Origin of the sequence: Micromonospora peucetia, from assembly GCF_900091625.1 — a bacterium.
Classification (GTDB): Bacteria; Actinomycetota; Actinomycetes; order Mycobacteriales; family Micromonosporaceae; genus Micromonospora; species Micromonospora peucetia.
Genome location: NZ_FMIC01000002.1, coordinates 1,579,463 through 1,599,470, shown reverse-complemented (window position 1 = coordinate 1,599,470; position 20,008 = coordinate 1,579,463). Strand labels below are relative to the sequence as shown.

Sequence of the window (20,008 nt, the reverse complement as noted above, 5' to 3'; positions counted from 1 at the left end):
AGACCGGCCGGGCAGCCGGTCAGGCGGCCGGCCAGGTGGTGTACGAGATCCGCGCGTTCAGGTTGGCCGGCACGCCCAGCCAGGCGTAGCAGTTGACCGAGACGACCGTGTCGGCCCCGGACGGGAACCAGCCGGCCAGTACGCAGTAGCCGCGCGGCGGGCGCTGGAGACTGGTCACGAAGGAGTTCACGAAGGCGGTGCCGTAGCCGGTCCCCGTGCCGGCGAAGCGCGCCTGGTAGCGGCCGGTGCCGATCACGGTGCCCGCCGCGCCGCCGAAGCCCGGGATCGTCGAGTTGTAGCTCTCGCCGCCGATCCAGGTGCCGCTGACGTTCTCGCCGTGGAACACGCCGCTGGCGAAGCGCGGCCCCGACGCCCGGCCCAGCAGGTCCACCCGTGAGCCGTAGGTGACGACGAAGCGGGCGTCGACCGGGTTGCCGGCGGCGTTCGCGCAGTGCACCACCCACACGTCCGGCGGGTCGAGCTGGCAGTGCACGGCGGTGCTGCCGAGCGCGGTCACGTGCGACATCGGGAAGATCGGGCCGTCCTCGCTGGCCGGGTTCGGGTTCATCAGGAAGCGGTACCGGCCGGTGCCGAGGCGCTCGTAGGAGACCGCCCCGCCGGTCGAGTCGTACCGGTAGGCGGCGGGCAGGGTGCGTACGCCGGTCGGCTGTGCCTGGTCGGTGACGAACCACGCCAGCCGGCCCTGGCTGACCTGCCGGACGTTGGTGAAGGTGGTGACGAACCGGCTGTCCGCCGGGCTGCCGGTCGCGGCGAAGCAGCGCACCAGGATCAGCAGGTCGGGCGGGCCGATGGGGCTGCGGTACCAGCTGGACACCGTGCAGAAAACCGGCCCGCCGCCGTACGCCACCGCGTGCGCCACCCCGCCGGTGGCCGCCGCCCCCTCCAGCACCACCGTGTACGCCCCGGTGCCGGTCCGCCGCACGACGACGTCGCCCTCGCCGGAGTGGGCGCTGTAGCCGTCGGTGATGCGATATTCGGTGGTCGTCGGGGAGTACGCCCAGACGGTGGCCGTCACCGTCGGGTCAATCCCGGGCAGCGGATCCGCCGCGGCAGGCGCCGGCCCGGCCAGCGCCACTCCGGCGAGCAGTATCGCCAGCGCCACCGCGCCGCGCAGCAGTCGGCCGTGGCGGGCCCCGGGCACTCGTTGATCTGTCTGCATGACCGCAGCCTCTCTGAGCCTCGCCGGACCGTTGCGCCACGAGTGTGGCAATGCCCGTCAATGGCCGACCCGGTGCGGCGGCGACGCGTCGGGGGCGGAGCCGGCGACCGGCGTTCCGCGCCGGCCGGGGGACCCGCGCGGCGGTCTCCCGCCGGCCCGTCGCCGGTTGAGTAGGGTGGCCGCAGCCTGCCGAGGAGTGCGACATGAACCTGACTGATGCCCTCGTCCGGGATCCGCTGACCGGTGGCCGGGCGGCGGAGGTGGACCGGCCCCTGCTCACCTATCTCGACGACGCGACCGGCGAGCGGGTCGACCTGACCGCGACGGAACTGGGCAGCTGGGCGGCGCGGGCCGCCGGGCTGCTGCGCGAGGGCTGCGGGCTCGGTGTCGGAGACCGGGCGGCGGTGCTGCTCCCGGCGCACTGGCAGACCGCCGCCGTGCTGCTGGGCGCCTGGTCGGCGGGGGTGGCGGTGTCGTTCCAGCCTCGGGCGACGGCCGGCCTGCCGCGACTCGGGCCGGGCGCCGACGGGCCCTTCGACGCGGTCTTCGTCAGCGCGGAGCGGCTGGACGACTGGCTGGAGGACGTGCCGGAGGCACGGCACCGCTACGTGCTCGGGCTCGGCGCCGCCCCGCCACGCGAGGTGCCCCTGGGCTACCTGGACTGGTTCGCCGAGGTGGGCCGGCACACCGACGCGCTGCCCGCGTCCGCCCCGCTGACCAGCACCGACGCGGCCAGCCCGGACGGCACGAGCTACCGCGAGTGGGGCAGTGTCGCGCTGGCCGTGGCGGAGCGGCTCGACCTGCGGGCCGGCGACCGGCTGCTGGTTGACGTCGCCGAACACGAACAGCCGGTGTACTGGCTGCTGGCGCCGCTGGCCGTCGGCGCGTCGGTCGTGCTCTGCGCCAACCTCGATCCGGCGACCCTGGACGCCCGGGTCGCCGCCGAGCACGTCACCCGGGTGCTCTGATGGCTGGCGGGATCTACACCGAGGCGAGCATGTCGCTGGACGGCTACATCGCCGGTCCGGGCGCGACCGGCTTCGACCAGCTCTTCCAGTGGTACGAGAACGGCGACGTCGCCATCCCGACGACCAAGCCGGAGATGACCTTCCGCACCTCCCCGGCGAGCGCCGGGCACCTGCGGCAGACCCTGGACGACACCGGCGCCCTGGTCGTCGGCCGGCGGCTGTTCGACCTCATCGGCGGCTGGGACGGCCGGCACCCGCTGGACAAGCCGGTGGTGATCGTCACCCACCAGGTGCCGGACGGCTGGCCCCGGCCGGGCGCCCCGTTCACGTTCGTGACCGACGGCATCGAGGCGGCCGTCGCGCAGGCCCGGGAGCTGGCCGGTGACCGCTGGGTCGGGGTCAACGGGGGCACCATCGCCCGCCAGTGCCTGGCGGCCGGGCTGCTGGACGAGATCCGGGTCAACCTGGTGCCGGTCCTGCTCGGCGACGGCGTGCCGTTCTTCGACCACGTCCGCGACGCCCCCGTCGAGCTGTCGAACCCGACGGTCGTCGAGGGCGACCGGGTAACCCACCTCTATTACCGGGTCCGTCGCCCGTAGCCGTCCGCAGAGGACGAGTTGAGCCTCGAGGAGGCTCGGCGTGGCCCGCCGAACGCCCCGAGTGCCTCCAAACAGCGCTCCCCGGCCCGCTGCCGTTACAGGGAAATCCAGCCCTTTTCGCAGGTCTGTTGCCGGTGCCATCGACGTGTTCTCATACCGGGAAGACGACGTCATCGACCAGGTCATGACAACCCCGCGTCGACTCCGCACCGCCTCCATTCTCTGAAAGGTGCACCGATGCACAGGAGACCGATCTTCCGACTTGCAGTCCTCACCGCCACCGCCGCGACGTTCCTGGCCTCCGGTGGCGCCTACGGCGCGGTATCGGCAGCGCCCGTGACCGTCTCCCCGGGTGTCGCGGCGTGTGAGCCGGGCGCCGACGAGCACAGCGCGGCCCGGCTCGCCGAGGGCGCCACCGCGCAGGAGCCGGAGCTGTACGCCAAGAACGAGGCGAAGGCCTACGGGGTGATCAAGGACGCCCCGCGCCTGGCCAACGGCAGCGTCAACGTGCCGACGGTCTTCCACATGATCTCCGACCACCCGCTCAGCGCGGCCGAGACGACCAGGTGGAACACCCTGATCGCGGCGCAGATGGAGGTGCTCAACGACTCGTTCGCGGGCAGCACCGCCGCGAACGCCTCCGACACGCCGTTCCGGTTCTCGCTGGTCGACACGACGTGGACGGTGAACAGCGCCTGGTACACGGTCGTGCCGGGCAAGAACGAGCGGGACATGAAGAAGGCGCTGTACACCGGCGACTCCGAGACCCTCAACGTGTACGCGGCCAACATCGGCGGCGGGCTGCTTGGCTGGGCGTACTTCCCGAAGGGCTACAACAACGGCCGGGACTACATCGACGGCGTGGTGATGCTCGACGAGTCGATGCCGGGCGGCACGGCGGGCAAGTACGCCCTCGGTGACACGCTGACGCACGAGGTCGGGCACTGGCTGATGCTGGAGCACACCTTCGCGCACGGGTGCTCTGCGGCCGGCGACTTCGTCGCGGACACCCCTCGGGAGGCGGCACCGCAGTTCAACTGCCCGGTGGGTGCGGACACCTGCACCGCACCCGGGCTGGACCCGATCCACAACTTCATGGACTACACGCAGGACTCCTGCATGAACATGTTCACCCCGGGCCAGGCGGACCGGATGAGCGACGCCTGGGTGGCGTTCCGGGCCGGCGGTGCTGGCTGACGCAGTGCTGTGCAGGTGGCGGCCGGTCGCTGACCGGCCGCCACCGTCGGCCCCGGATCGGCTGATCCCGGTCCGGGGCCGGATCTCGATTCAGTCGAATGCGGCGGCGAACATGCCCGGCTGGTAGGAACCGCCCCGCTGGTGCACGATCACGGCGAGCCGATTGGCCGCGTTGATCAGGGCGACCAGGGCGACCAGCGCGGCGATCTGGTCGTCGTCGTAGTGCTTGCGCACCTGGGCCCAGGTCTCGTCGGACACGCCCTGGTGGGCGTCGGCGAGCCGGGTGCCCTCCTCGGCGAGCGCCAGCGCGGCCTGTTCGGCCTCGGTGAAGACGGTGGACTCGCGCCAGGCGGCGACCAGGTTGAGCCGGACCGCGCTCTCGCCGGCCGTTACGGCCTCCTTGGTGTGCATGTCGATGCACCAGCCGCAGCCGTTGATCTGGCTGGCCCGCAGCGACACCAGCTCCTGCGTGGCCTTGGGCAGCGGCGACTGCTGAATCACCATGCCGGCGTTCGCGAACCGCTTGGCGAACTTCATGGCGATCTCGTTGTCGAACATGTTGAATCGGGCGTCCATGCTTCCGTCCTTAACTCCTGGTGTTCGATCGGACGAACACGAGATGCCGGCGAGCAGCGCCATGTGACGGTGCGGCCGGGTGAGGACTGCCACAGACTGAGGTGTCACAGAACGGCCGGGGCCGGCATCTGATGGGTGACGCAGTCGAGAGGGAACAGGAGTCACCCATGGTGGGCACGCCGCAGACCGCCGCCGACGATCGCCCGGACCCGGCCACCGAGGCGTTCCTCGCCCACCGCAACCTGCTCTTCACCGTCGCGTACGAGATGCTCGGCTCGGCCGCCGACGCGGAGGACGTCCTACAGGAGACCTGGCTGCGGTGGGCGGGCGTCGACCTGGGCGCGGTCCGGGACCGGCGCGCCTACCTGGTCCGCGTCACCACCCGCCAGGCACTCATCCGACTGCGTACGCTCAGCCGCCGCAGAGAGTCCTACGTGGGTCCCTGGCTGCCCGAGCCGCTGCTCACCGCTCCGGACGTCGCCGAGGACATCGCGCTGGCCGACAGCGTCTCGATGGCGATGCTGCTGGTGCTGGAGACGCTGGCACCGACCGAACGGGCGGTGTTCGTGTTGCGCGAGGTGTTCGACCTCGGCTACGACGAGATCGCCGAAGCCGTCGACAAGAACCCCGCCGCTGTCCGTCAGATCGCTCACCGGGCACGGGCACACGTCGCGGCACGCCGGCCCCGCCGGGTCGTCTCCGCGGCCGAGACCCGGTACGCGCTCGACGCGTTCCGGCGGGCGATCGAGACCGGCGACCTGCAGAGCCTGCTCGACATCCTTGCGCCGGACGTGGTCCTCCTCGGCGACGGTGGCGGCGTCAAGCAGGCAGTCCCGCGGCCCATCATCGGAGCCGACAAGGTGGCCCGCCTGCTGGCCGGCGGGTGGGGCAAGATCGCGGGCAGCACGTCGTGGCGGCCGGCGCAGGTCAACGGCCACCCGGCGCTGATCGTCCAACTCAAGGGCGAGATGGACACGGTCCTGGCCGTGCGCGTCGAGGGCGGCCTCATCACCGGGATCTACGCCGTACGCAATCCCGAGAAGCTGTCCCACATGGAACGGGAGACCGTCCTGAGCCGGTGAGCCTCAGCGCCGCCTGAGCCCCGGCGGACGCCGCGCGCAGGCCGAGGTGTGGTCCACCGGCAGCGCACACCGCACGCCGCCGTCGGGCAAGGGCCGGTCGCAGAAGACCCAGTGGCGTACGCCCTGCTGGTCCTCGGCCGAGACGGTAACCCCGCCGGGCTCGACTCGGGCGGTGAGCCGGGCCAGCACCCGGGCGGCGGCCCGGGCGAGGATTTGGGCCTGGAGCAGGTCGGGCGCGGTGACCGGCAGGTGGATCACCCAACGGTCGGTCACCGGTAGCGGTGGTTCGCCGGCTGGGCGCTCTGCCACGCACTCAGGGCCTTCTTGATGCGTACGTTCTCCTCCTGCACCGCGACCAGGGCAGTCTGCGCGACGGTCAGTTCGTCGGCCACCTGGTGCAGGAAGGCGCGGATCTCGACGGGATCGAGGCCACGCCGGCGGACGTTGAAGCACCGGTCGCGGATCTGCCACGGCCGTAGCCCTCGTGGTGGGCGGACGACGTCCGCCGGGCGTCGTTGCTCGTGTCGGCCCGTCAGTCGACGGATCAGGTTGCGCACGGGTGACCGCCCTTCGTCGGGATCGCGTCGGTAGTGGAAGGGGCGGTCTCCGCCGGTTGCGGTCGACGGAGACCCGCCCTGTCACCGCAGCCTCGATCGGCGGTACGGCAACAGGGCCGCGCCGGGGGAGCGCGGGAGTGGGGGTCTCGACGGCGATGCGAGACCAGTACGAGAGGCGCCAACCGACCGCAGCAGCACCGCATCACCGACAGTGACGCTACCGATGCGACCTCACCTACGTCAAGTGCAGCGCCATACTCTTTTACTGAACCATCACCATCATCATCTCTGTCACCACCATCACCTCTTTCAGCTCATGCATTGCCTACTTCAAGGGCGTGGATCAATACTGGGTGGGCCAACCGACTACAAGGGGCCTCACTGTGCCTATTCCGCCCACGATGGACGAGTTGCTGGACGACCTGCGGAGCAAGATCAAGGACGGGACCTATCCGCCGGGCAGTCAGTTGCCGTCAGGCCGGGCTCTCGCCGACTCCTACGACGTCTCCCACTCGACCATCCAGCGAGCGGTTGCCACGCTGCGGGAGCAGGGTGTCCTGGTCGGCCGCCCGGGTCGCGGCGTCTTCGTTGCGGAGTCCACCCGGCCTTGACCCGTGCTGGCCGGCCATGAGCTGGTCTTCGGTCTGGTCGGCATATTGCGGCTCTAAGCTGCAATCTGGAAGATCAAGACCCAAGTTGGCCGGCGCTGCCGAGAGCTGAACAAGAACAACGCCGGGCTCGGTTACTGCTGATCTTCCTCGTGTAAGGCTCACTCATGCCGCTGGCCGTGCGATCGTGCCAGGCATCTGCGGGAGCCCAACCGTCAAGCATGTCCCGTGACAAAACCCGATGGATTACCGGTGGTGTCTAGTCCTGTGTCTAGTCCCGGCATTGCCGAAACACTCTCAACAGGATCAAGGGCCCGCGCAAGCGCGGCCCGCCCGCCGTGCTCGGCCTGCTGGCGGCCTTCGGCCGGCATCGGCCGGCACGGCGGGCCGGTCGTTCGGCTGGTCAGCATCGACGGTGCCACCACGGTAGTTCGGGCGACGTCTGGGGATCGTGAAGGCTCCGGCGCAGCAGGACGGCGTCCAAGGCATCAACGAGGGAGCGCACCTCACTCCCGGCGCGCGGTGGGAGCATCGTCACGACGTCTTCGAGCATGTCGCGAGCCCAGCCCGCACCGCAGCAGGAGCAGGTGAACTCGGCCTCCCACTGCTTCCACGAACGTCGGAGCCCACGTACGTGCACGGACCACACGCTGATTGCCGCAGCCACGCCCCCTGGCATCAGTTGCGCGCCTTCAAGCTGCCGAATCGCCGCGTTGGTTGCTCCGGACAGCCCGGGAGTGCTGCGATAGCGCACCCACGGTCGTCGCCAGGTCTGCTCCCGCAGTCGAAGCGATGCCGGTCTTCTACGCGGCATAACCCCTTCGAACGGCGTTCATGACGACATCCTGCCAGTCGTACACGGCCACCGCCAGGCCGTGACGGTCGCGAGGGTGGCTGGCCACCGTCGAGGTCGGGCGACCGCTGCCGCGCCGCTTCGCGGCTTGCCACCGGGTACCAGGGTCCAGACGCACGAAGAGCCGGCGGCACGGCAAGCCGCCCCCGACCCGAGGCCGGGGGCGGTGAGCCGTACGCCGCCGGACAGCCGCGCGTGCACGCACAGCCGTGCCAGCCCCACGCGGAGATCGCGGGCGAGAGAGCATCCTCTGATGCTGACTTGCGTGGTGAATGACTGTGATCGTCCGGCGACCCGTGGACAGGCGTGGACGGGCGACCCGCTGAAGGGGATAGAGCAGTACCGGAAAGGAATCAGGCTCGAACTGTCTGTCAAGGACCTCGCGGTCCGGTTGGTGCTGTGTGATGAGCATGCCCGGGAGTTGACAGTCGCTGCGTGGGAGGCGGCGCTATCCAAGCTCGACGGGTGGGGCTGGCAGCCGCTTCGTGGGCCGATCGGCTGACCGCCCGCAGCACGCCATCCGAAAGTCAGCGGATCGTCAGCGAACGCCGTACCGCGTGATCCGACTCGATCATGCTCGACGGCACGACCTATGCGTCTGACCACGCGGTACGACACTTGATCACACTCGCCGCTACGTCAGGTCACTTTTTCCCCCCGGCGGGGGCATGTCCGGCCGGAGGCGCTGCGGGAGCACAGCCGACAGCAACCCGTCGGACGGCGCGATCCCACCGGATCGCCAGTTGCATCCGCCGGGGCGGTTCCAGGTGCGGCGAGCAGGCTGAACACATCGTCCTCCCGACCAGGACGGTCAGACCAAGCTGATCGAAGGCCCCCGATCGGGGCATCAGAGACGCCTGGACGTCGCCGTGCTGCCGGCTGAGGAGGTCGTTCCGGGATGGGAGATCGCCGCATCAAGCGGCGGCGATGCCGTGGTCCTGCTTGAGGACGCCTTTCGCGCCCTTGCCGGACTGCCCGGCCGTGCCCTTCTTCGGCGCTACAGATCTTGAATGGTCAGGTTGTGTCGGGTTTGAGGGTCAGTCCGGTGTGCGCGAGGAAGCTGTCGAGTAGGTCGGTGCGGTACTGGATGCTCTTGAGTCGGTTCTTGACGATTGCGAGGAGGTGGTCGACGCCGGTCACGGCGAGGTTGCCGATGCTGCGTTTGAGGTGGGACCACACTGCCTCTGTCGGGTTCAGGTCCGGGGCGTAGGCCGGTAGCCGGATGACGGTCAGCCAGTCCCGGGCGTCGATCATCTGCCGCATGGCGGCGGAGACGTGGGTGTTCAGGTTGTCCCAGACGCACACGATCGGGCCGCCGAGCTGCTGGTGAGCGGCGTCGAGCAGGCAGATGTAGTCGCGTTCACTGAAGCTACGGCGCTCGTTCTTGCGACCGCGATGGGTGATCGTGCGGTAGATCAGCCGGGACCGCTTCCCGGGCCGGTAACAGGTCAACCCGGCGATCGAGACCCGACCGGAACCCTTGCCCGCCACCGGAACCACAGGGGTGTGCCCGCGTCGTCCCCAGGTGCGGGCCTTCGGAGGGCGCAACGTCTGACCAGCCTCGTCCTCGAAGACCAGCCACGCCTGCCGCTGCGCCGCTACCGTTTTCCCGCCGGCCACGTCTCCCGCCGCCAGGTGACGATCGCGGCCTCGTCACGCTCGACCGCACGATGCGCGGGGACCTGCACCGACCAACCCAACCGGTACATGATGTTCGCCGTCCCGCGCAGCGTGTACCGGGTACGGAACATCCGGGCGATCAAGTCCGACACCCGCGCCAGGGTCCACCGCTGATCACTACCGAACCCGTGCGCCGCCGGCCCTTCCTCCAGGCCATCGGCCAGCCGCCGCAGCCGGCCCTCATCCAGGCGACACCGAGACCCACCCGGCCCTTTCGAGGCCAGGGCCTGCTCACCACCGACCTGCCACCGTTTACGCCACCCGTACACCGCGGTCTGCGACACCCGCAGCCTGCGCGCGATCTCCGGCACCGACACATCCTGGGCGAACCACCCGGCCGCCTGCCGTCGTACCGCCTCACGCTTCGCCCGCCCCCGCGCGGACAACCCACCTCCATCGGGATACCTCATCCCATCGATCTACCCCAACGCGAGGCCATCACACAGGCCACATCGGACGAACCTGGCCATTCAAGGTCTGTAGCTGCGACACGCGCTGCGGGGAGATGCCAAGAAGTGCGCCCGCATCGCGGACCGTGTAGCCCTTTGCGAGTAGCGCGCGTGCGGCGGTGACAGTCGCCTCCTCGGCGGACTCTTCGGCCTTGCGCAGCTCGCTGCGGGCGCTGCGGGCGCGGGTCACCTCTTGCGGCAGGTCGGGCTGTACGTCGATGTCGAAGCTGTGCGGGTCGACGTCGAGCATGAGGGCGATAGCTTCACGTGCCATGCCTTCGACCTGGTCGAGACGACGGGCCTGAGAGAACACGCCCTTGATCTCCGGCACGCTGATCGCCCACCAAGCGCCTGTGCGTACGCATCTGGCGGTGTATCTCATCGACGACGGCCCCCCTTTACCTCAAGCCCAGGCTGCGCAGGCGAGGGCTACTCGCGGCTGGTGGTCATGACGAGGGTCTCGGTGAACCCCTCAGTGGGCAAGAGCGGGCGCATGAACGTTCGCTCATACCGCACGACGCAACCCGAGTCGTCGCGGATGCGGTCGGCTGCGACGAATTCCGGATCGCTGCCGAACCGTGCGCGGTAACGCTCGTAGGCGGCCAGGCTCTCGAAGCTGAACAGCGCCTCGGCCTGGTCGCTGGCTCCCTCGGCGGGCAGGAAGTAACCGTGGTGCACACCACCGTGCTGGGCCACCAGCCGCATCCACGCGCGGGCGAAGCGTTCGAACGCCTCGATCTGCGCGGGGTCGATGGTGTAGTGCACGACGCAGGTGATCATGGCACAACCCTACGGGGCCCGAGGCGCTGGATGGGCTTCACGAACTGCTTCCTGAGGTCATCGTGGACATGAAGGAGTAGGGCGAGCGGGTGCCCTGGTTAGGACCTCAACGCCTCGGCGAGGGCTACTCGCGGCCGGTGGCCATGATGAGGGCCTCGGTGAACTGCTTCCAGGTCGGCTGGTCGGGGAAGTCTTCCCCTCGGTTGCGGTAGAGCCAGGGCAGGGACTTGAACGAGGACTCCAGTGCGTCCAGGAAGCGTTCGAGTGTGTGGTTCTCCCACTCCGTAGGGTGCGCACGCAGATCTGCGAGCATTCGCCCGACGATCTCGGCTGCCTCGGTGTTCGTGGTGACGTGGTCCACCTCGTCTAGACGGATGTTGGTGAACCTGCCGGTCTCGTAGGCACCGCTCATCCGGTCATCGTGCCTGTTCTGTAGAGGGAGTTGGTCTTGCAGGGTCAGTCGACGGTGGGGAGTTTCGGGCCGAGGACGTCGTCGGCGTCCACGATGGTGTATGCGTAGCCCTGTTCGGCGAGGAAGCGTTGCCGATGCGCCGCGTACTCGGTGTCGATGGTGTCGCGGGAGACGACGGTGTAGAAGTGCGCCTGTCGGCCGTCGGCCTTCGGCCGCAGCACCCGCCCCAACCGCTGTGCCTCCTCCTGCCGCGACCCGAACGTCCCCGATACCTGGATCGCCACCGCCGCCTCCGGCAGGTCGATGGAGAAGTTGCCGACCTTCGAGATGACGAGCGTTCGCACCTCGCCGGAGCGGAACGCGTCAAACAACCGTTCCCGTTCCTTGTTGGTGGTGGACCCCTGCACGATCGGCGCGTCGAGGTATTCGCCGAGTTGGTGCAGTTGGTCGATGTAGCCGCCGATGACGAGCACCTGTTCGCCCGGGTGCCGGTCCACCAGCGCCTTAACGACGGGTAGCTTCGTGCGGGCGGTCGCCGCCATCCGGTAGCGCTCCTCGGCCTCCGCTGTCGCGTACGACATGCGTTCGGCGTCGGTCAGGGTCACCCGTACCTCGGTGCACTGGGCCGGGGCGATCCAGCCCTGCGACTCGATGTCCTTCCACGGCGCGTCGTACCGCTTCGGGCCGATCAGGCTGAACACGTCGCCCTCCCGGCCGTCCTCGCGTACCAGAGTCGCCGTGAGGCCCAGCCGGCGGCGGGCCTGGAGGTCCGCCGTGAAGCGGAAGATCGGCGCGGGCAGCAGGTGCACCTCGTCGTAGACGACCAGACCCCAGTCGCGGGCCCCGAACAGGTCCAGGTGGGTGAAGGCGCCACCGCGCCGCGAGGTGAGCACCTGGTACGTGGCGATGGTGACCGGGCGGATCTCCTTGCGCTCGCCCGAGTATTCCCCGATCTCCTCCTCGGTCAGGGAGGTGCGGGCGATCAGCTCCCGCTTCCACTGCCGGCCGGCGACCGTGTTCGTGACGAGGATCAGGGTGGTCGCCTTCGCCTCGGCCATCGCCGCCGCCCCGACCAGCGTCTTGCCGGCGCCGCAGGGCAGCACCACGACCCCCGAGCCGCCGGCCCAGAACGCCTCCACGGCCTCCCGCTGGTACGACCGCAGCGTCCACGGCTTGCTGCCGTCCTTGCCGGCCTCGGCCAGCTCGATCTGGTGCGCCTCGCCGTCGACGTAACCGGCCAGGTCCTCGGCCGGCCAGCCGAGCTTGAGCAGCGCCTGCTTGAGCCGGCCCCGCTCGGACGGGTGCACCGCGATCGTGTCGTCGTCGAGCTTCGCGCCGAGCATCCCGGCGAGCTTCTTGCTCTTCGCGACCTCGATCAGCACCAGCCGGTCCAGCGCCCGCAGCACCAGCCCGTGGGCCGGGTCGTTGGCGAGCTGGAGCCGGCCGTACCGGTCCATCGTCTCGGCCACGTCGACCAGCAGCGCGTGCGGCACCGGGTAGCGGGAGTACTTGATCAGCGAGTCCACCACGCCCTCGGCGTCGTGGCCGGCGGCGCGCGCGTTCCACAGCCCGAGCGGGGTCAGCCGGTACGTGTGCACGTGCTCGGGGGAGCGCTCCAGCTCGGCGAAGGGCGCGATGGTCATCCGGCACGTCTGCGCGTCGGGGTGGTCGATCTCCAGCAGCAGGGTCTTGTCCGACTGCACGATCAGGGGTCCACCGCTCACGCCAGTGCCTCTCCTCCACCTCGGGTCGTCGGCTGTCCGGGAGGCGACTGACCCGCCCCAGGCCGACCCACCAGTGTTGCACGTAACCGGGTGGGCACAGAAAAATCTGGCCACCTGGAGCAACCGGAGCGGTCCTCGCAACGTCTAGCAAAGAGGACAACTGTCAGGGAGGCGTCATGAAGCACGTCCGGATCACCACCCGGCTCGTCGCCCTGGCCGTGGTCACGCTGGTCGGCGCCGGTGCGTGCGCGTTCGATCCGCAGGCCGACGGTGGCGGAGGCGGGGGATCCGTCGCGGCCGGGGCTGCGGAGCGGGCAACGGGGGCGAGCGGTACGCCCGGGCCGGACCAGCGGGCGAAGCCCGGCACCACCCCGCCGAAGCCGAAGGCCACGCCGAAACCGACGCGGAGCACGCCGAAGCCGACCCGCCCCGCGGCGAAACCCACCAGCTCGCCGTCCGCCGCCGGCTGCCCGCAGGGCGAACACCAGCGCGAGGTGGAGGCGCACCTGGCCCGGCTGGGCGGGTTCGGCCCGGTGACCGTCGACGGCCGGCAGTCCGCCGCCGACTGCGCCGCCATCAAGAAGTTCCAGAAGCGGTACGACATCCGCCCGGCCCTCGGCCGCGCCGGCCCCACCACCCAGGACGTGGCGAAGCGGCTCGCCACCACCGACACGGCGCGCTGCAAGGCCGGCTCCGGCACCACCTTCTGCATCGACCTGACGCGGCAGACCACCTGGGTGATGCGCAACGGCAAGGTGCTCGTGAAGCCGACCGTGACCCGGACGGGCATGCCCGGCTACCGCACCCCGGCCGGCACGTTCACCATCAACTACCGCAACGTGAAGGAGTGGTCCGACCCGTACGAGGTGTGGCTGCCGTACTGGCAGCACTTCACCCGGGGGATGGGCTTCCACCAGACCACCACCTACCTGCACGAGAAGTCGATCGGCTCGCACGGCTGCGTCAACCTGCTGCCCGGCGACGCCGTCCGCTACTGGGAGTTGGGTAAGGTCGGCAACAAGGTGGTGCTGATCGGGCGGCGACCCGGCACCTGAGCAGCCCCGTCGCCGGGCCGACGGCGTCGCACATCTCGTCCGATCCGGGTTTTATCCCCTGTCACTCGCGCCACCGGAGTGACACGCTGGGATGCCAGGCGTCGAACCGGACGGGGAGGCTGGAGATGACGGTCGACCGCGAAGCGATCCCGGAACACAGTCCCGCACACGACCGGTCGCCCGCCGAGGAGGTCTCCACCGCCACCGTGGTCGCGTACGCGGGCGCCGCGATCGTGCTTGTCGGCTGGTTCCTCTTCGGCTGGCTGGTGCTCCGGCAGGGCTTCGTCGACTCGGTCGGCGAGTCGGCCGGCGCCGGGTTCACGCTGCTGCTGATCGTCTCCGTCATCGGGACCGTACGCCGCAGCCGGCGCTGACCCACCCCGCTCAGTCCTCCAGCACCGCCGCCGTGACCCGGTGCAGGGCGAAGGTGTGCAGCATCTCCGTCCGCTCGTCCTCGGCGCGCAGATAGCCGGCGCCGATCGAGACCGGCCGGACGAGCCGGGACGCGGTCGCCCCGTGCGCGTCGACATATCCGACCCAGACCAGCGCCCTGTCCCGCACCGCCTGCTGGAGTACGGCGAGGGCGTCGCTGTGCCCGGGCACCGGCGCCGGACCGGTGCGCCCGACCCCGCCCCGGACCACGGCCGGCGCCCGTCGGGCGGCCCGGGCTGCCGCCTCGCCCCGCCGGATCTGCTCCACCACGCCCAGCAGGCGGGGCATGGCCAGCTTCGGTGTGGTCAGCGGGTCGAGCGTCCGGGTCGTCACCGGCACCCGGGCCGGTGCGCGTCGAGTCTTCGGGCGGGCCAACACCGCCGCACCGCTCCCGTCCTCCGGCACCGGGGCGTACCCGGCGTCACGCAGCGCCGTCAACATCCGGCCCACCTGGTACGGCGTCGACAGCACCGTCGGCGCCAGCCGGCGCAGCGCCAGCGGCTCCAGCCGCCGGTCGGCGAGCACCTCGGTCAGCAGCGCCTCGTCGTCGCTGCGCACGTACCCCCCGGCGGAGCCGACCCGCAGCCCGCCATGCTTGCGGGCCACGTCGTCCACCAGGTAGCTCAACCCCTGCGGTACGGGAGTGCGGGACCGCCCCCGGAACAGGGCGTGCAGGTCGTCGGCCGAGTAGCCGGCGTCCAGGGCCCGGCGCACGCTGGCCGGGGTGACCCGGTGCACGCTGGCCCCACCAGCCGACTCGTGCTCCGCCACCACCTCCAACTCGGCGGCGAGCGCCGGGTCGGGCGGGCCGGGCACCACGACGGTCAGGTCCGCCTGCACGAGGAAGTGGTCGACCGGGGCGGGCAGCAGGGCGTCCAGCGCGCGTACGGCGTTGGTCGCGTCGCCGCTCTCGGCATCCGACCGCAGCCCGAGCGGGTCGTCCCCGCCCCGCTCGTCGGCAGCGGTCACGTCGGCCAGCAACAGCCGCCCGTACGAGGTGAGCGCCCCCAGCCCCGTCACGCCCAGCGTGGCCGCCTCGGCCAGCACCTCGCGGTGTGCGGCCTCCCGTCCCCGGCTGCGCCGCGGCGCCCGCCAGTCGAGCAGGGCCAGCACCTCCTCGGGGGTGGGGCCGGTGGCCGGTTCCAGGTCGGCGAGCACCTCCAGCACGGCCCGCCGGGCGGCCGGCGCACTGGCTCGTTCCGCCTCGGCGGAGAGCACCGTGATCGGCCGGTCCCGGTCGTCGCGCTGCCCCACCAACCCGGCCTGCCGGGTCATGGTCAGCCAGGCCCGGGCCACCTGCTCCCAGCGTTGCGCCAACGTTCCGGCACGCCACACCTCGTACCCGGCGGTGGGCAGGACCTGCTGGTCCGCGCCGTACCGGGTGGTGGTGGCCCCGGGCAGGTCGACCTCGCCGATCAGCCCACCCGCGTACGCCGCCTCCAGCAGCAGGGCCGCCGTCGGCTCGTCCACCCCGACCACCCGGGCCAGCCGGCGCAGGTCGCGGACGCCCAGGCCACCCGAGCGGAGCACCGGCGCCGGTTCGGCGGCCAACTGCTCCAGCAGCGCCTCGGTGTGGCGTACCACCTCCATGCTCTGACCGGCCCCCGCCGAGTCGGCGGCCTTCGGCTCACGCGGCGGGGTGACCACCGGCGGTGGGCTGCTGCGTAGCGGGCCGAGCGGGCCGCTGTCCCGGCGCAGCAGCAGGCCGACCTCCCGGGGCAGTTCGACGGTGCCGGTGGCGCCGGCCCTGCCGCTGGAGACGGTCACCAGCAGGTGGTGGTCGACGAGCCAGCGCACCGGCGAGCCGGTGGGCGAGCCGCCGTTGGTCAGGTCCGGGGGCAGGTCGTCCTCCGCGCCGACCGGGGGCGCCTGCAACGCGCCGGCCGGCACGCTGCCGACCGGCGGTCCGGCGGCCAGCCGGTCCAGGATCGCCCGGGCCGAGGGCGGCGCGGCCAGCAGCGTCCGCCGCAGTTTCGCCGGGTCCGCGCAGAGCGCCGCCGCCCGCGGGTCCAGGTCTGCCGCCGGTCGCCCCAGCCCCGCCGGATGCGGCGAGACCTCGTCGACGCTCGCCACCAGGCGCAGGCCGCTCTCGGGTCCGTACAGCAGGAAGAGCGCGCGCAGCCGGTTCACGGCGGCCCGGACGGTGGTGGGGGCCGGCGGGTTCGGGCCGGCGGTGGCCATGGCGAGCACCGCCTCGGTGGAGGTGGTCCCGTCGGCCGGGTCCCGGGTCAGCCGGGCGGCGTCCAGCACCAGCAGGGTGAACTGGTCCAGCGCGTCGAGCGCGCGGGCCACCGAGACCCGGGACTGGGCCCGGGTGGCGAGCGCGGAGACGTCGGCCGGCACGGGTACGACCAGGTCCGGCCGCAGCTGGAGCAGGGCGGCGAGCGACTCGTCGGGCAGCGAGCGCAGGTGGTCGGCGAGTGAGGTGGTCATCGTCGTTCCACGCTAGCCCGGCAGGGGGCCCTTGCGCCCCTCGGACGTCCGGCTGACCCGGGGATGGGCGGTACGTTCTCCGGATGGCAACGCTGACGGTCGGCTTCGACCTCGACATGACTCTGGTCGACTCGCGTCCCGGCATCGCCGACACGTTCCGGGCGTTGACGGCCCGCACGGGGGTGCCCGTGGACGCGGACGCCGCCGTGGCGCGCCTCGGCCCGCCGCTGCGCACCGAGATCGCCCGCTGGTTCCCGCCGGAGCAGGTCGACGCGGCCGTCCGGACGTACCGCGAGCTCTATCCGGCGTACGCGATCACGCCCACCGTCCCGCTGCCCGGTGCGCTCGCCGCGATCGACGCGGTACGCGGCCACGGCGGCCGGGTGCTGGTGGTCACCGCCAAGCTGGGCCGCCTGGCCCGGCTGCACCTCGACCATCTCGGGCTGGTGGTCGACGAGGTGGCCGGCGACCTGTTCGCGGAGCAGAAGGCGACCGCGCTGCGGCGGCACGGCGCGACGCACTACGTCGGCGACCATGTGGCGGACATGGTGGCCGCCGGCGCGGCGGGCGTACCCGGCATCGCGGTAGCCACCGGCCCGTGCACTGCCGACGAGCTGCGCGCGGCAGGGGCGGAGGTGGTGCTGGATGATCTCACCGGATTCCCGGCGGCGCTCGACGGCATGATCCGGCTAGCCTTGGAGCGGTAGACGTCTCAAGCTCAAGCGAAGCAGGGGTTCTCAGGTGCCGACGGGTCGAGTGAAGTGGTTTGACACGGCCAAGGGATACGGGTTCGTCACCAGTGACGAGGGTGGCGACGTGTTCCTGCCCAAGGGCGCGCTACCGGCGGGTGTCACCGACCTCAAGGGTGGCCAGCGGGTCGACTTCAGCGTGGTGGACAGCCGCCGGGGTGCGCAGGCGATGGGGGTCAAGCTGCTCGACGCGCCGCCCTCGGTGGCGGAGCTGCGTCGCCGGCCGGCAGAGGAGCTGCACGGCCTCGTCGAGGACATGATCAAGGTGCTGGAGGCGAAGGTCCAGCCGGACCTGCGCCGGGGCCGCTTCCCGGACCGTAAGACTGCGCAGAAGGTCGCTCAGCTGGTCCACGCGGTCGCGAACGAGCTGGAGGTCTGAGGCACCAGCCCGGCGTCGGCGGCCCGGCCGAGCAGCGCCCGCACGGCGGCGAACCCCGCGTCCCCCAGGTCGGCGGTGAACTCGTTCACGTAGAGCCCGATGTGCCGATCCACCACGTCGGGCTCCATCTCCTGCGCGTGCGCCAGCACGTACTCCCTGCTGGCGGCCGGATCGGCCCAGGCCTGGCGGACCGACTCGCGGATCCACCCGGCCGCGGCCTGCGGGTCGACCGCGCCGCGCCGGGCCAGGATGGCGCCGAGGGGGATGGGCAGCCCGGTGTCGGCCTCCCACCACTCGCCGAGGTCGACGAGGGCGGTCAGGCCGTGCCGCGGATAGGTGAACCGGGCCTCGTGGATGACCAGGCCGGCGTCGTACCGGCCGGCGGCGACGCCCGGCATGATCTCGTGGAACGGCACGACCTCGATCCGCGCCGGGGGCCGCTCTGCCGCCCACAGCCGGAAGAGCAGGTACGCCGTGGTCCGGTCGCCCGGCACCGCCACCGTGGCGCCGCTCAGATCGGCGCGGCCGGGTCGGTCGGATCGGTTGGGGCGGGTCAGCACCAGCGGGCCGCAGCCACGGCCGAGCGCACCCCCGCAGGGCAGCAGGTGGTAGTCGTCCAGCAGCCACGGCAGCGCCGCGTAGCTCACCTTGACCAGGTCGAACGCCCCCCGCTCGGCGGCCGTGTTGGTGACGTCCACGTCGGCGTACGTGACGTCGACCGGCGGGGCGCCGGGTACGAGGCCGTGCACCAGGGCGTGGAAGACGAACGTGTCGTTGGGGCAGGGCGAGATCGCCAGCGAGTGCGCCACGCCCCCACCGTATCCCCGCGCTGTGCGGGTCGCCCGACCGTGGCAGCCTCGGTGTGACCTGGATCCGTCCCGCCGAGCCAGCGGCCACTCGGCCGAGCGGTTCCGCCCGCCCGTGCACCGATGAACACACGCCCGACGGACCGGCGTGTCTGTCCCGCTCTGCCGGTCGGCTCTGCCCGACAGCCCCTGTCGAGCTGATGTCGTAAACGATTCAGCCCCGTACGGTGCCCGCCATCCCTTGGTCGGCCCCCTACCGCTCGCCGCTCGCCGCCGCCCACCGTCTGCCGTCTGCCAGCCGCCGCCCCGCAGCGCTTGCGCCGTTCGGCTGCGGTTCTTCCTGTTTGTTCGGATCATGATCATCGTTTTGGGGTGACGGGCGGATCGCGGTGCCTGATGTCGTAAACGATTCAGCTCGACAGCGTCGTGGCAGAGTCCTGTTCTCGTCCTTGGCCGTGCCGTTTTCAGCCGGTTGGCGAGCCGGTGCGACAGTCCGATCCGCCGGCGGCCGACGTTGTCCACAGGGTTGTCCACAGATGGTGGGCAGTTGTTGAGAACGCAGCGTTGCACCGGGGAACATGTTCTCGTGGCAGAGCTGACGGATGCCGTTGACCTTGGCGCGACCCTGCGGGCCCTGCGACGCCGAGCGGACCTGAGCCAGCGCGACCTGGCTGAGCGGTCTGGAGTGCCCCAGGCGACCCTGGCCCGGATCGAGTCGGGCCGGGCCGCCGATCCACGGTTCCGGACGGTGGAGCGGCTGGTCCGGGCTGCCGGCGGGGAGGTGACAATCAGCTTGCACGCCACCACCGCCACCACCGCCACCACCGCCACCACCGTCACGGCCGACGCGGGGGGAGCGGCCGGAAGCATCGACCGGTCGCTGCCGGCAGTGCCGCACGACCGGCTGCGGGAGGGAGCAGGACGTCGCTATCCCGCCCACCTCGACGTCTGGGAGGTGAACGAGCCGAAGGACTGGCCGGGTGCCTGGTGGGCGAACTGGTACAACCTGCCGCCAGCGCTCTGGCCACTACCGCTACCGCTGGCTACGTACCAGAGGAGTCGCGCCCACCGGGATCGGCGCCGACGGGCCGAGGAGATCCGGCGGACGGTCCGGCTGCGTCGGGTGGCGGGAGGCGGCCTGCCGACGACGTCGTGGCGGTTCGTGGCGGAACTGCCGGGTGGCGAGCTGGTCGGTGAGCTGCGGGCCCACGAGCGTAGCCCGCACCTGATGTACGGCGACGACCCGAGTGAGGAGCGGGAGATCGTCATCGACGGTGTCCTCGTCGCCGGAGACTGTCGACGGCTCGGCATCGGGCGCAGGTTGGTCGGACTGCTCGCGGACGAGATGGACCGTGCGGGTATCCGGACCGCCCACGCGATCGCCGAGTTCGGGGGCGTCGACCTCCTGCTCGGCTGCGGATATCGGCTGGAGGCGAGCCGACCGTGGGCCCTGCGGCTGGACCGTCGGCCTGCTGCTGCGGACTGACTC

General features: G+C 71.3%; 23 protein-coding genes. 11 read left to right on the top strand and 12 right to left on the bottom strand.

The features are described 5' to 3' along the window. Positions 1-19 precede the first annotated feature (19 nt). Positions 20-1,180, bottom strand: a complete 1,161-nt coding sequence (locus GA0070608_RS07490) for a hypothetical protein (protein WP_176733661.1) — start codon at positions 1,178-1,180, stop codon at positions 20-22. 203 nt (positions 1,181-1,383) lie between these two features. Here GA0070608_RS07490 and GA0070608_RS07485 point away from each other — a divergent pair, with 203 nt between their 5' ends. The 3 genes from GA0070608_RS07485 (at position 1,384) to GA0070608_RS07475 (ending at position 3,944) form a co-directional block, all read left to right on the top strand. Continuing rightward, a complete protein-coding gene (locus GA0070608_RS07485) occupies positions 1,384-2,148 on the top strand; it encodes a TIGR03089 family protein (protein ID WP_091623979.1) in 765 nt (254 codons plus the stop codon). Further along, complete coding sequence (locus GA0070608_RS07480) at positions 2,148-2,747, top strand: dihydrofolate reductase family protein (protein WP_091623975.1); 600 nt, start codon at positions 2,148-2,150, stop codon at positions 2,745-2,747. The genes GA0070608_RS07485 and GA0070608_RS07480 overlap by 1 nt, the downstream gene beginning before the upstream one ends. Positions 2,748-2,984: 237 nt before the next feature. Then, positions 2,985-3,944, top strand: a complete 960-nt coding sequence (locus GA0070608_RS07475) for a zinc metalloprotease (RefSeq protein ID WP_091623971.1) — start codon at positions 2,985-2,987, stop codon at positions 3,942-3,944. Between the two features lie 90 nt (positions 3,945-4,034). Here GA0070608_RS07475 and GA0070608_RS07470 read toward each other — a convergent pair whose 3' ends face one another. Beyond that, on the bottom strand, positions 4,035-4,520 hold the full coding sequence (locus GA0070608_RS07470; RefSeq protein WP_091623967.1) for a carboxymuconolactone decarboxylase family protein: 486 nt from the start codon (positions 4,518-4,520) through the stop codon (positions 4,035-4,037). Between the two features lie 167 nt (positions 4,521-4,687). Here GA0070608_RS07470 and GA0070608_RS07465 point away from each other — a divergent pair, with 167 nt between their 5' ends. After that, positions 4,688-5,602, top strand: a complete 915-nt coding sequence (locus GA0070608_RS07465; RefSeq protein ID WP_091623964.1) for an RNA polymerase sigma-70 factor — start codon at positions 4,688-4,690, stop codon at positions 5,600-5,602. A gap of 3 nt (positions 5,603-5,605) precedes the next feature. Here GA0070608_RS07465 and GA0070608_RS07460 read toward each other — a convergent pair whose 3' ends face one another. Together GA0070608_RS07460 and GA0070608_RS07455 are read right to left on the bottom strand one after the other, a co-directional pair. Further along, a complete protein-coding gene (locus tag GA0070608_RS07460) occupies positions 5,606-5,875 on the bottom strand; it encodes a hypothetical protein (protein WP_091623961.1) in 270 nt (89 codons plus the stop codon). Next, positions 5,872-6,138, bottom strand: coding sequence for a DivIVA domain-containing protein (locus GA0070608_RS07455; RefSeq protein ID WP_326564704.1), 267 nt, complete (start codon positions 6,136-6,138; stop codon positions 5,872-5,874). Before GA0070608_RS07455 ends, GA0070608_RS07460 begins: the two co-directional genes overlap by 4 nt. 422 nt (positions 6,139-6,560) lie before the next feature. On the opposite strand from GA0070608_RS07455, the gene GA0070608_RS07450 reads away from it, so the two are divergent. Beyond that, a complete protein-coding gene (locus tag GA0070608_RS07450; RefSeq protein ID WP_091623951.1) occupies positions 6,561-6,770 on the top strand; it encodes a winged helix-turn-helix domain-containing protein in 210 nt (69 codons plus the stop codon). Positions 6,771-7,873: 1,103 nt separating this feature from the next. After that, entirely contained in the window at positions 7,874-8,122 is a 249-nt protein-coding gene (locus GA0070608_RS07445; RefSeq protein ID WP_091623947.1) for a hypothetical protein, read from the top strand. A 512-nt stretch (positions 8,123-8,634) separates the two neighbouring features. Here GA0070608_RS07445 and GA0070608_RS07440 read toward each other — a convergent pair. From GA0070608_RS07440 to GA0070608_RS07415, 6 genes are all read right to left on the bottom strand, one after another. After that, a complete protein-coding gene (locus tag GA0070608_RS07440; protein WP_245715730.1) occupies positions 8,635-9,240 on the bottom strand; it encodes a transposase in 606 nt (201 codons plus the stop codon). Beyond that, entirely contained in the window at positions 9,219-9,710 is a 492-nt protein-coding gene (locus GA0070608_RS07435; RefSeq protein ID WP_091623943.1) for a helix-turn-helix domain-containing protein, read from the bottom strand. Before GA0070608_RS07435 ends, GA0070608_RS07440 begins: the two co-directional genes overlap by 22 nt. A 28-nt stretch (positions 9,711-9,738) precedes the next feature. Beyond that, a complete protein-coding gene (locus tag GA0070608_RS07430) occupies positions 9,739-10,080 on the bottom strand; it encodes a hypothetical protein (protein ID WP_091623939.1) in 342 nt (113 codons plus the stop codon). Between the two features lie 98 nt (positions 10,081-10,178). Beyond that, positions 10,179-10,529 carry an NIPSNAP family protein gene (locus tag GA0070608_RS07425; protein ID WP_091623935.1) on the bottom strand — a complete coding sequence of 117 codons (351 nt, stop codon included), beginning with the start codon at positions 10,527-10,529 and terminating at the stop codon, positions 10,179-10,181. A 124-nt stretch (positions 10,530-10,653) separates the two neighbouring features. Next, positions 10,654-10,941: a DUF7660 family protein gene (locus GA0070608_RS07420; RefSeq protein WP_091623931.1), complete on the bottom strand. Its 288-nt coding sequence runs from the start codon at positions 10,939-10,941 to the stop codon at positions 10,654-10,656. Positions 10,942-10,985: 44 nt separating this feature from the next. Beyond that, positions 10,986-12,665 (bottom strand): DNA repair helicase XPB, encoded by a 1,680-nt coding sequence (locus GA0070608_RS07415; protein ID WP_091623927.1) that lies wholly within the window; start codon positions 12,663-12,665, stop codon positions 10,986-10,988. Positions 12,666-12,841: 176 nt separating this feature from the next. Here GA0070608_RS07415 and GA0070608_RS07410 point away from each other — a divergent pair, with 176 nt between their 5' ends. Together GA0070608_RS07410 and GA0070608_RS07405 are read left to right on the top strand one after the other, a co-directional pair. Beyond that, complete coding sequence (locus tag GA0070608_RS07410) at positions 12,842-13,720, top strand: L,D-transpeptidase family protein (protein WP_091623923.1); 879 nt, start codon at positions 12,842-12,844, stop codon at positions 13,718-13,720. A 125-nt stretch (positions 13,721-13,845) separates the two neighbouring features. After that, positions 13,846-14,094, top strand: a complete 249-nt coding sequence (locus GA0070608_RS07405) for a hypothetical protein (RefSeq protein WP_091623920.1) — start codon at positions 13,846-13,848, stop codon at positions 14,092-14,094. A gap of 10 nt (positions 14,095-14,104) precedes the next feature. Here the strand turns inward: GA0070608_RS07405 and GA0070608_RS07400 are convergent, their stop codons facing one another. Continuing rightward, on the bottom strand, positions 14,105-16,585 hold the full coding sequence (locus GA0070608_RS07400; RefSeq protein WP_091623917.1) for a helicase-associated domain-containing protein: 2,481 nt from the start codon (positions 16,583-16,585) through the stop codon (positions 14,105-14,107). 83 nt (positions 16,586-16,668) lie between these two features. Here GA0070608_RS07400 and GA0070608_RS07395 point away from each other — a divergent pair, with 83 nt between their 5' ends. Together GA0070608_RS07395 and GA0070608_RS07390 are read left to right on the top strand one after the other, a co-directional pair. Further along, entirely contained in the window at positions 16,669-17,292 is a 624-nt protein-coding gene (locus GA0070608_RS07395; protein ID WP_091623910.1) for an HAD family hydrolase, read from the top strand. Positions 17,293-17,326: 34 nt separating this feature from the next. Beyond that, a complete protein-coding gene (locus tag GA0070608_RS07390; RefSeq protein ID WP_091623907.1) occupies positions 17,327-17,713 on the top strand; it encodes a cold-shock protein in 387 nt (128 codons plus the stop codon). Here GA0070608_RS07390 and GA0070608_RS07385 read toward each other — a convergent pair. Further along, positions 17,674-18,522 (bottom strand): 1,4-dihydroxy-6-naphtoate synthase, encoded by an 849-nt coding sequence (locus GA0070608_RS07385; protein ID WP_091623903.1) that lies wholly within the window; start codon positions 18,520-18,522, stop codon positions 17,674-17,676. The genes GA0070608_RS07390 and GA0070608_RS07385 overlap by 40 nt on opposite strands. A gap of 583 nt (positions 18,523-19,105) precedes the next feature. Here GA0070608_RS07385 and GA0070608_RS07380 point away from each other — a divergent pair. Next, the gene (locus GA0070608_RS07380) at positions 19,106-20,005 is read left to right on the top strand and encodes a GNAT family N-acetyltransferase (RefSeq protein WP_245715729.1); all 900 of its coding nucleotides are present in this window, start codon (positions 19,106-19,108) and stop codon (positions 20,003-20,005) included. Positions 20,006-20,008: the final 3 nt, after the last annotated feature.

Excerpts from the sequence above, each read along its gene's own strand:
- GA0070608_RS07435 (WP_091623943.1), bottom strand. The coding sequence starts at position 9,710 with ATGAGGTATCCCGATGGAGGTGGGTTGTCCGCGCGGGGGCGGGCGAAG.
- GA0070608_RS07445 (WP_091623947.1), top strand. The coding sequence starts at position 7,874 with ATGCTGACTTGCGTGGTGAATGACTGTGATCGTCCGGCGACCCGTGGA.
- GA0070608_RS07410 (WP_091623923.1), top strand. The coding sequence starts at position 12,842 with ATGAAGCACGTCCGGATCACCACCCGGCTCGTCGCCCTGGCCGTGGTC.
- GA0070608_RS07475 (WP_091623971.1), top strand. The coding sequence starts at position 2,985 with ATGCACAGGAGACCGATCTTCCGACTTGCAGTCCTCACCGCCACCGCC.
- GA0070608_RS07425 (WP_091623935.1), bottom strand. The coding sequence starts at position 10,529 with ATGATCACCTGCGTCGTGCACTACACCATCGACCCCGCGCAGATCGAG.
- GA0070608_RS07405 (WP_091623920.1), top strand. The coding sequence starts at position 13,846 with ATGACGGTCGACCGCGAAGCGATCCCGGAACACAGTCCCGCACACGAC.
- GA0070608_RS07470 (WP_091623967.1), bottom strand. The coding sequence starts at position 4,520 with ATGGACGCCCGATTCAACATGTTCGACAACGAGATCGCCATGAAGTTC.
- GA0070608_RS07420 (WP_091623931.1), bottom strand. The coding sequence starts at position 10,941 with ATGAGCGGTGCCTACGAGACCGGCAGGTTCACCAACATCCGTCTAGAC.
- GA0070608_RS07490 (WP_176733661.1), bottom strand. The coding sequence starts at position 1,180 with ATGCAGACAGATCAACGAGTGCCCGGGGCCCGCCACGGCCGACTGCTG.
- GA0070608_RS07400 (WP_091623917.1), bottom strand. The coding sequence starts at position 16,585 with ATGACCACCTCACTCGCCGACCACCTGCGCTCGCTGCCCGACGAGTCG.
- GA0070608_RS07395 (WP_091623910.1), top strand. The coding sequence starts at position 16,669 with ATGGCAACGCTGACGGTCGGCTTCGACCTCGACATGACTCTGGTCGAC.
- GA0070608_RS07480 (WP_091623975.1), top strand. The coding sequence starts at position 2,148 with ATGGCTGGCGGGATCTACACCGAGGCGAGCATGTCGCTGGACGGCTAC.
- GA0070608_RS07465 (WP_091623964.1), top strand. The coding sequence starts at position 4,688 with ATGGTGGGCACGCCGCAGACCGCCGCCGACGATCGCCCGGACCCGGCC.
- GA0070608_RS07485 (WP_091623979.1), top strand. The coding sequence starts at position 1,384 with ATGAACCTGACTGATGCCCTCGTCCGGGATCCGCTGACCGGTGGCCGG.
- GA0070608_RS07450 (WP_091623951.1), top strand. The coding sequence starts at position 6,561 with ATGGACGAGTTGCTGGACGACCTGCGGAGCAAGATCAAGGACGGGACC.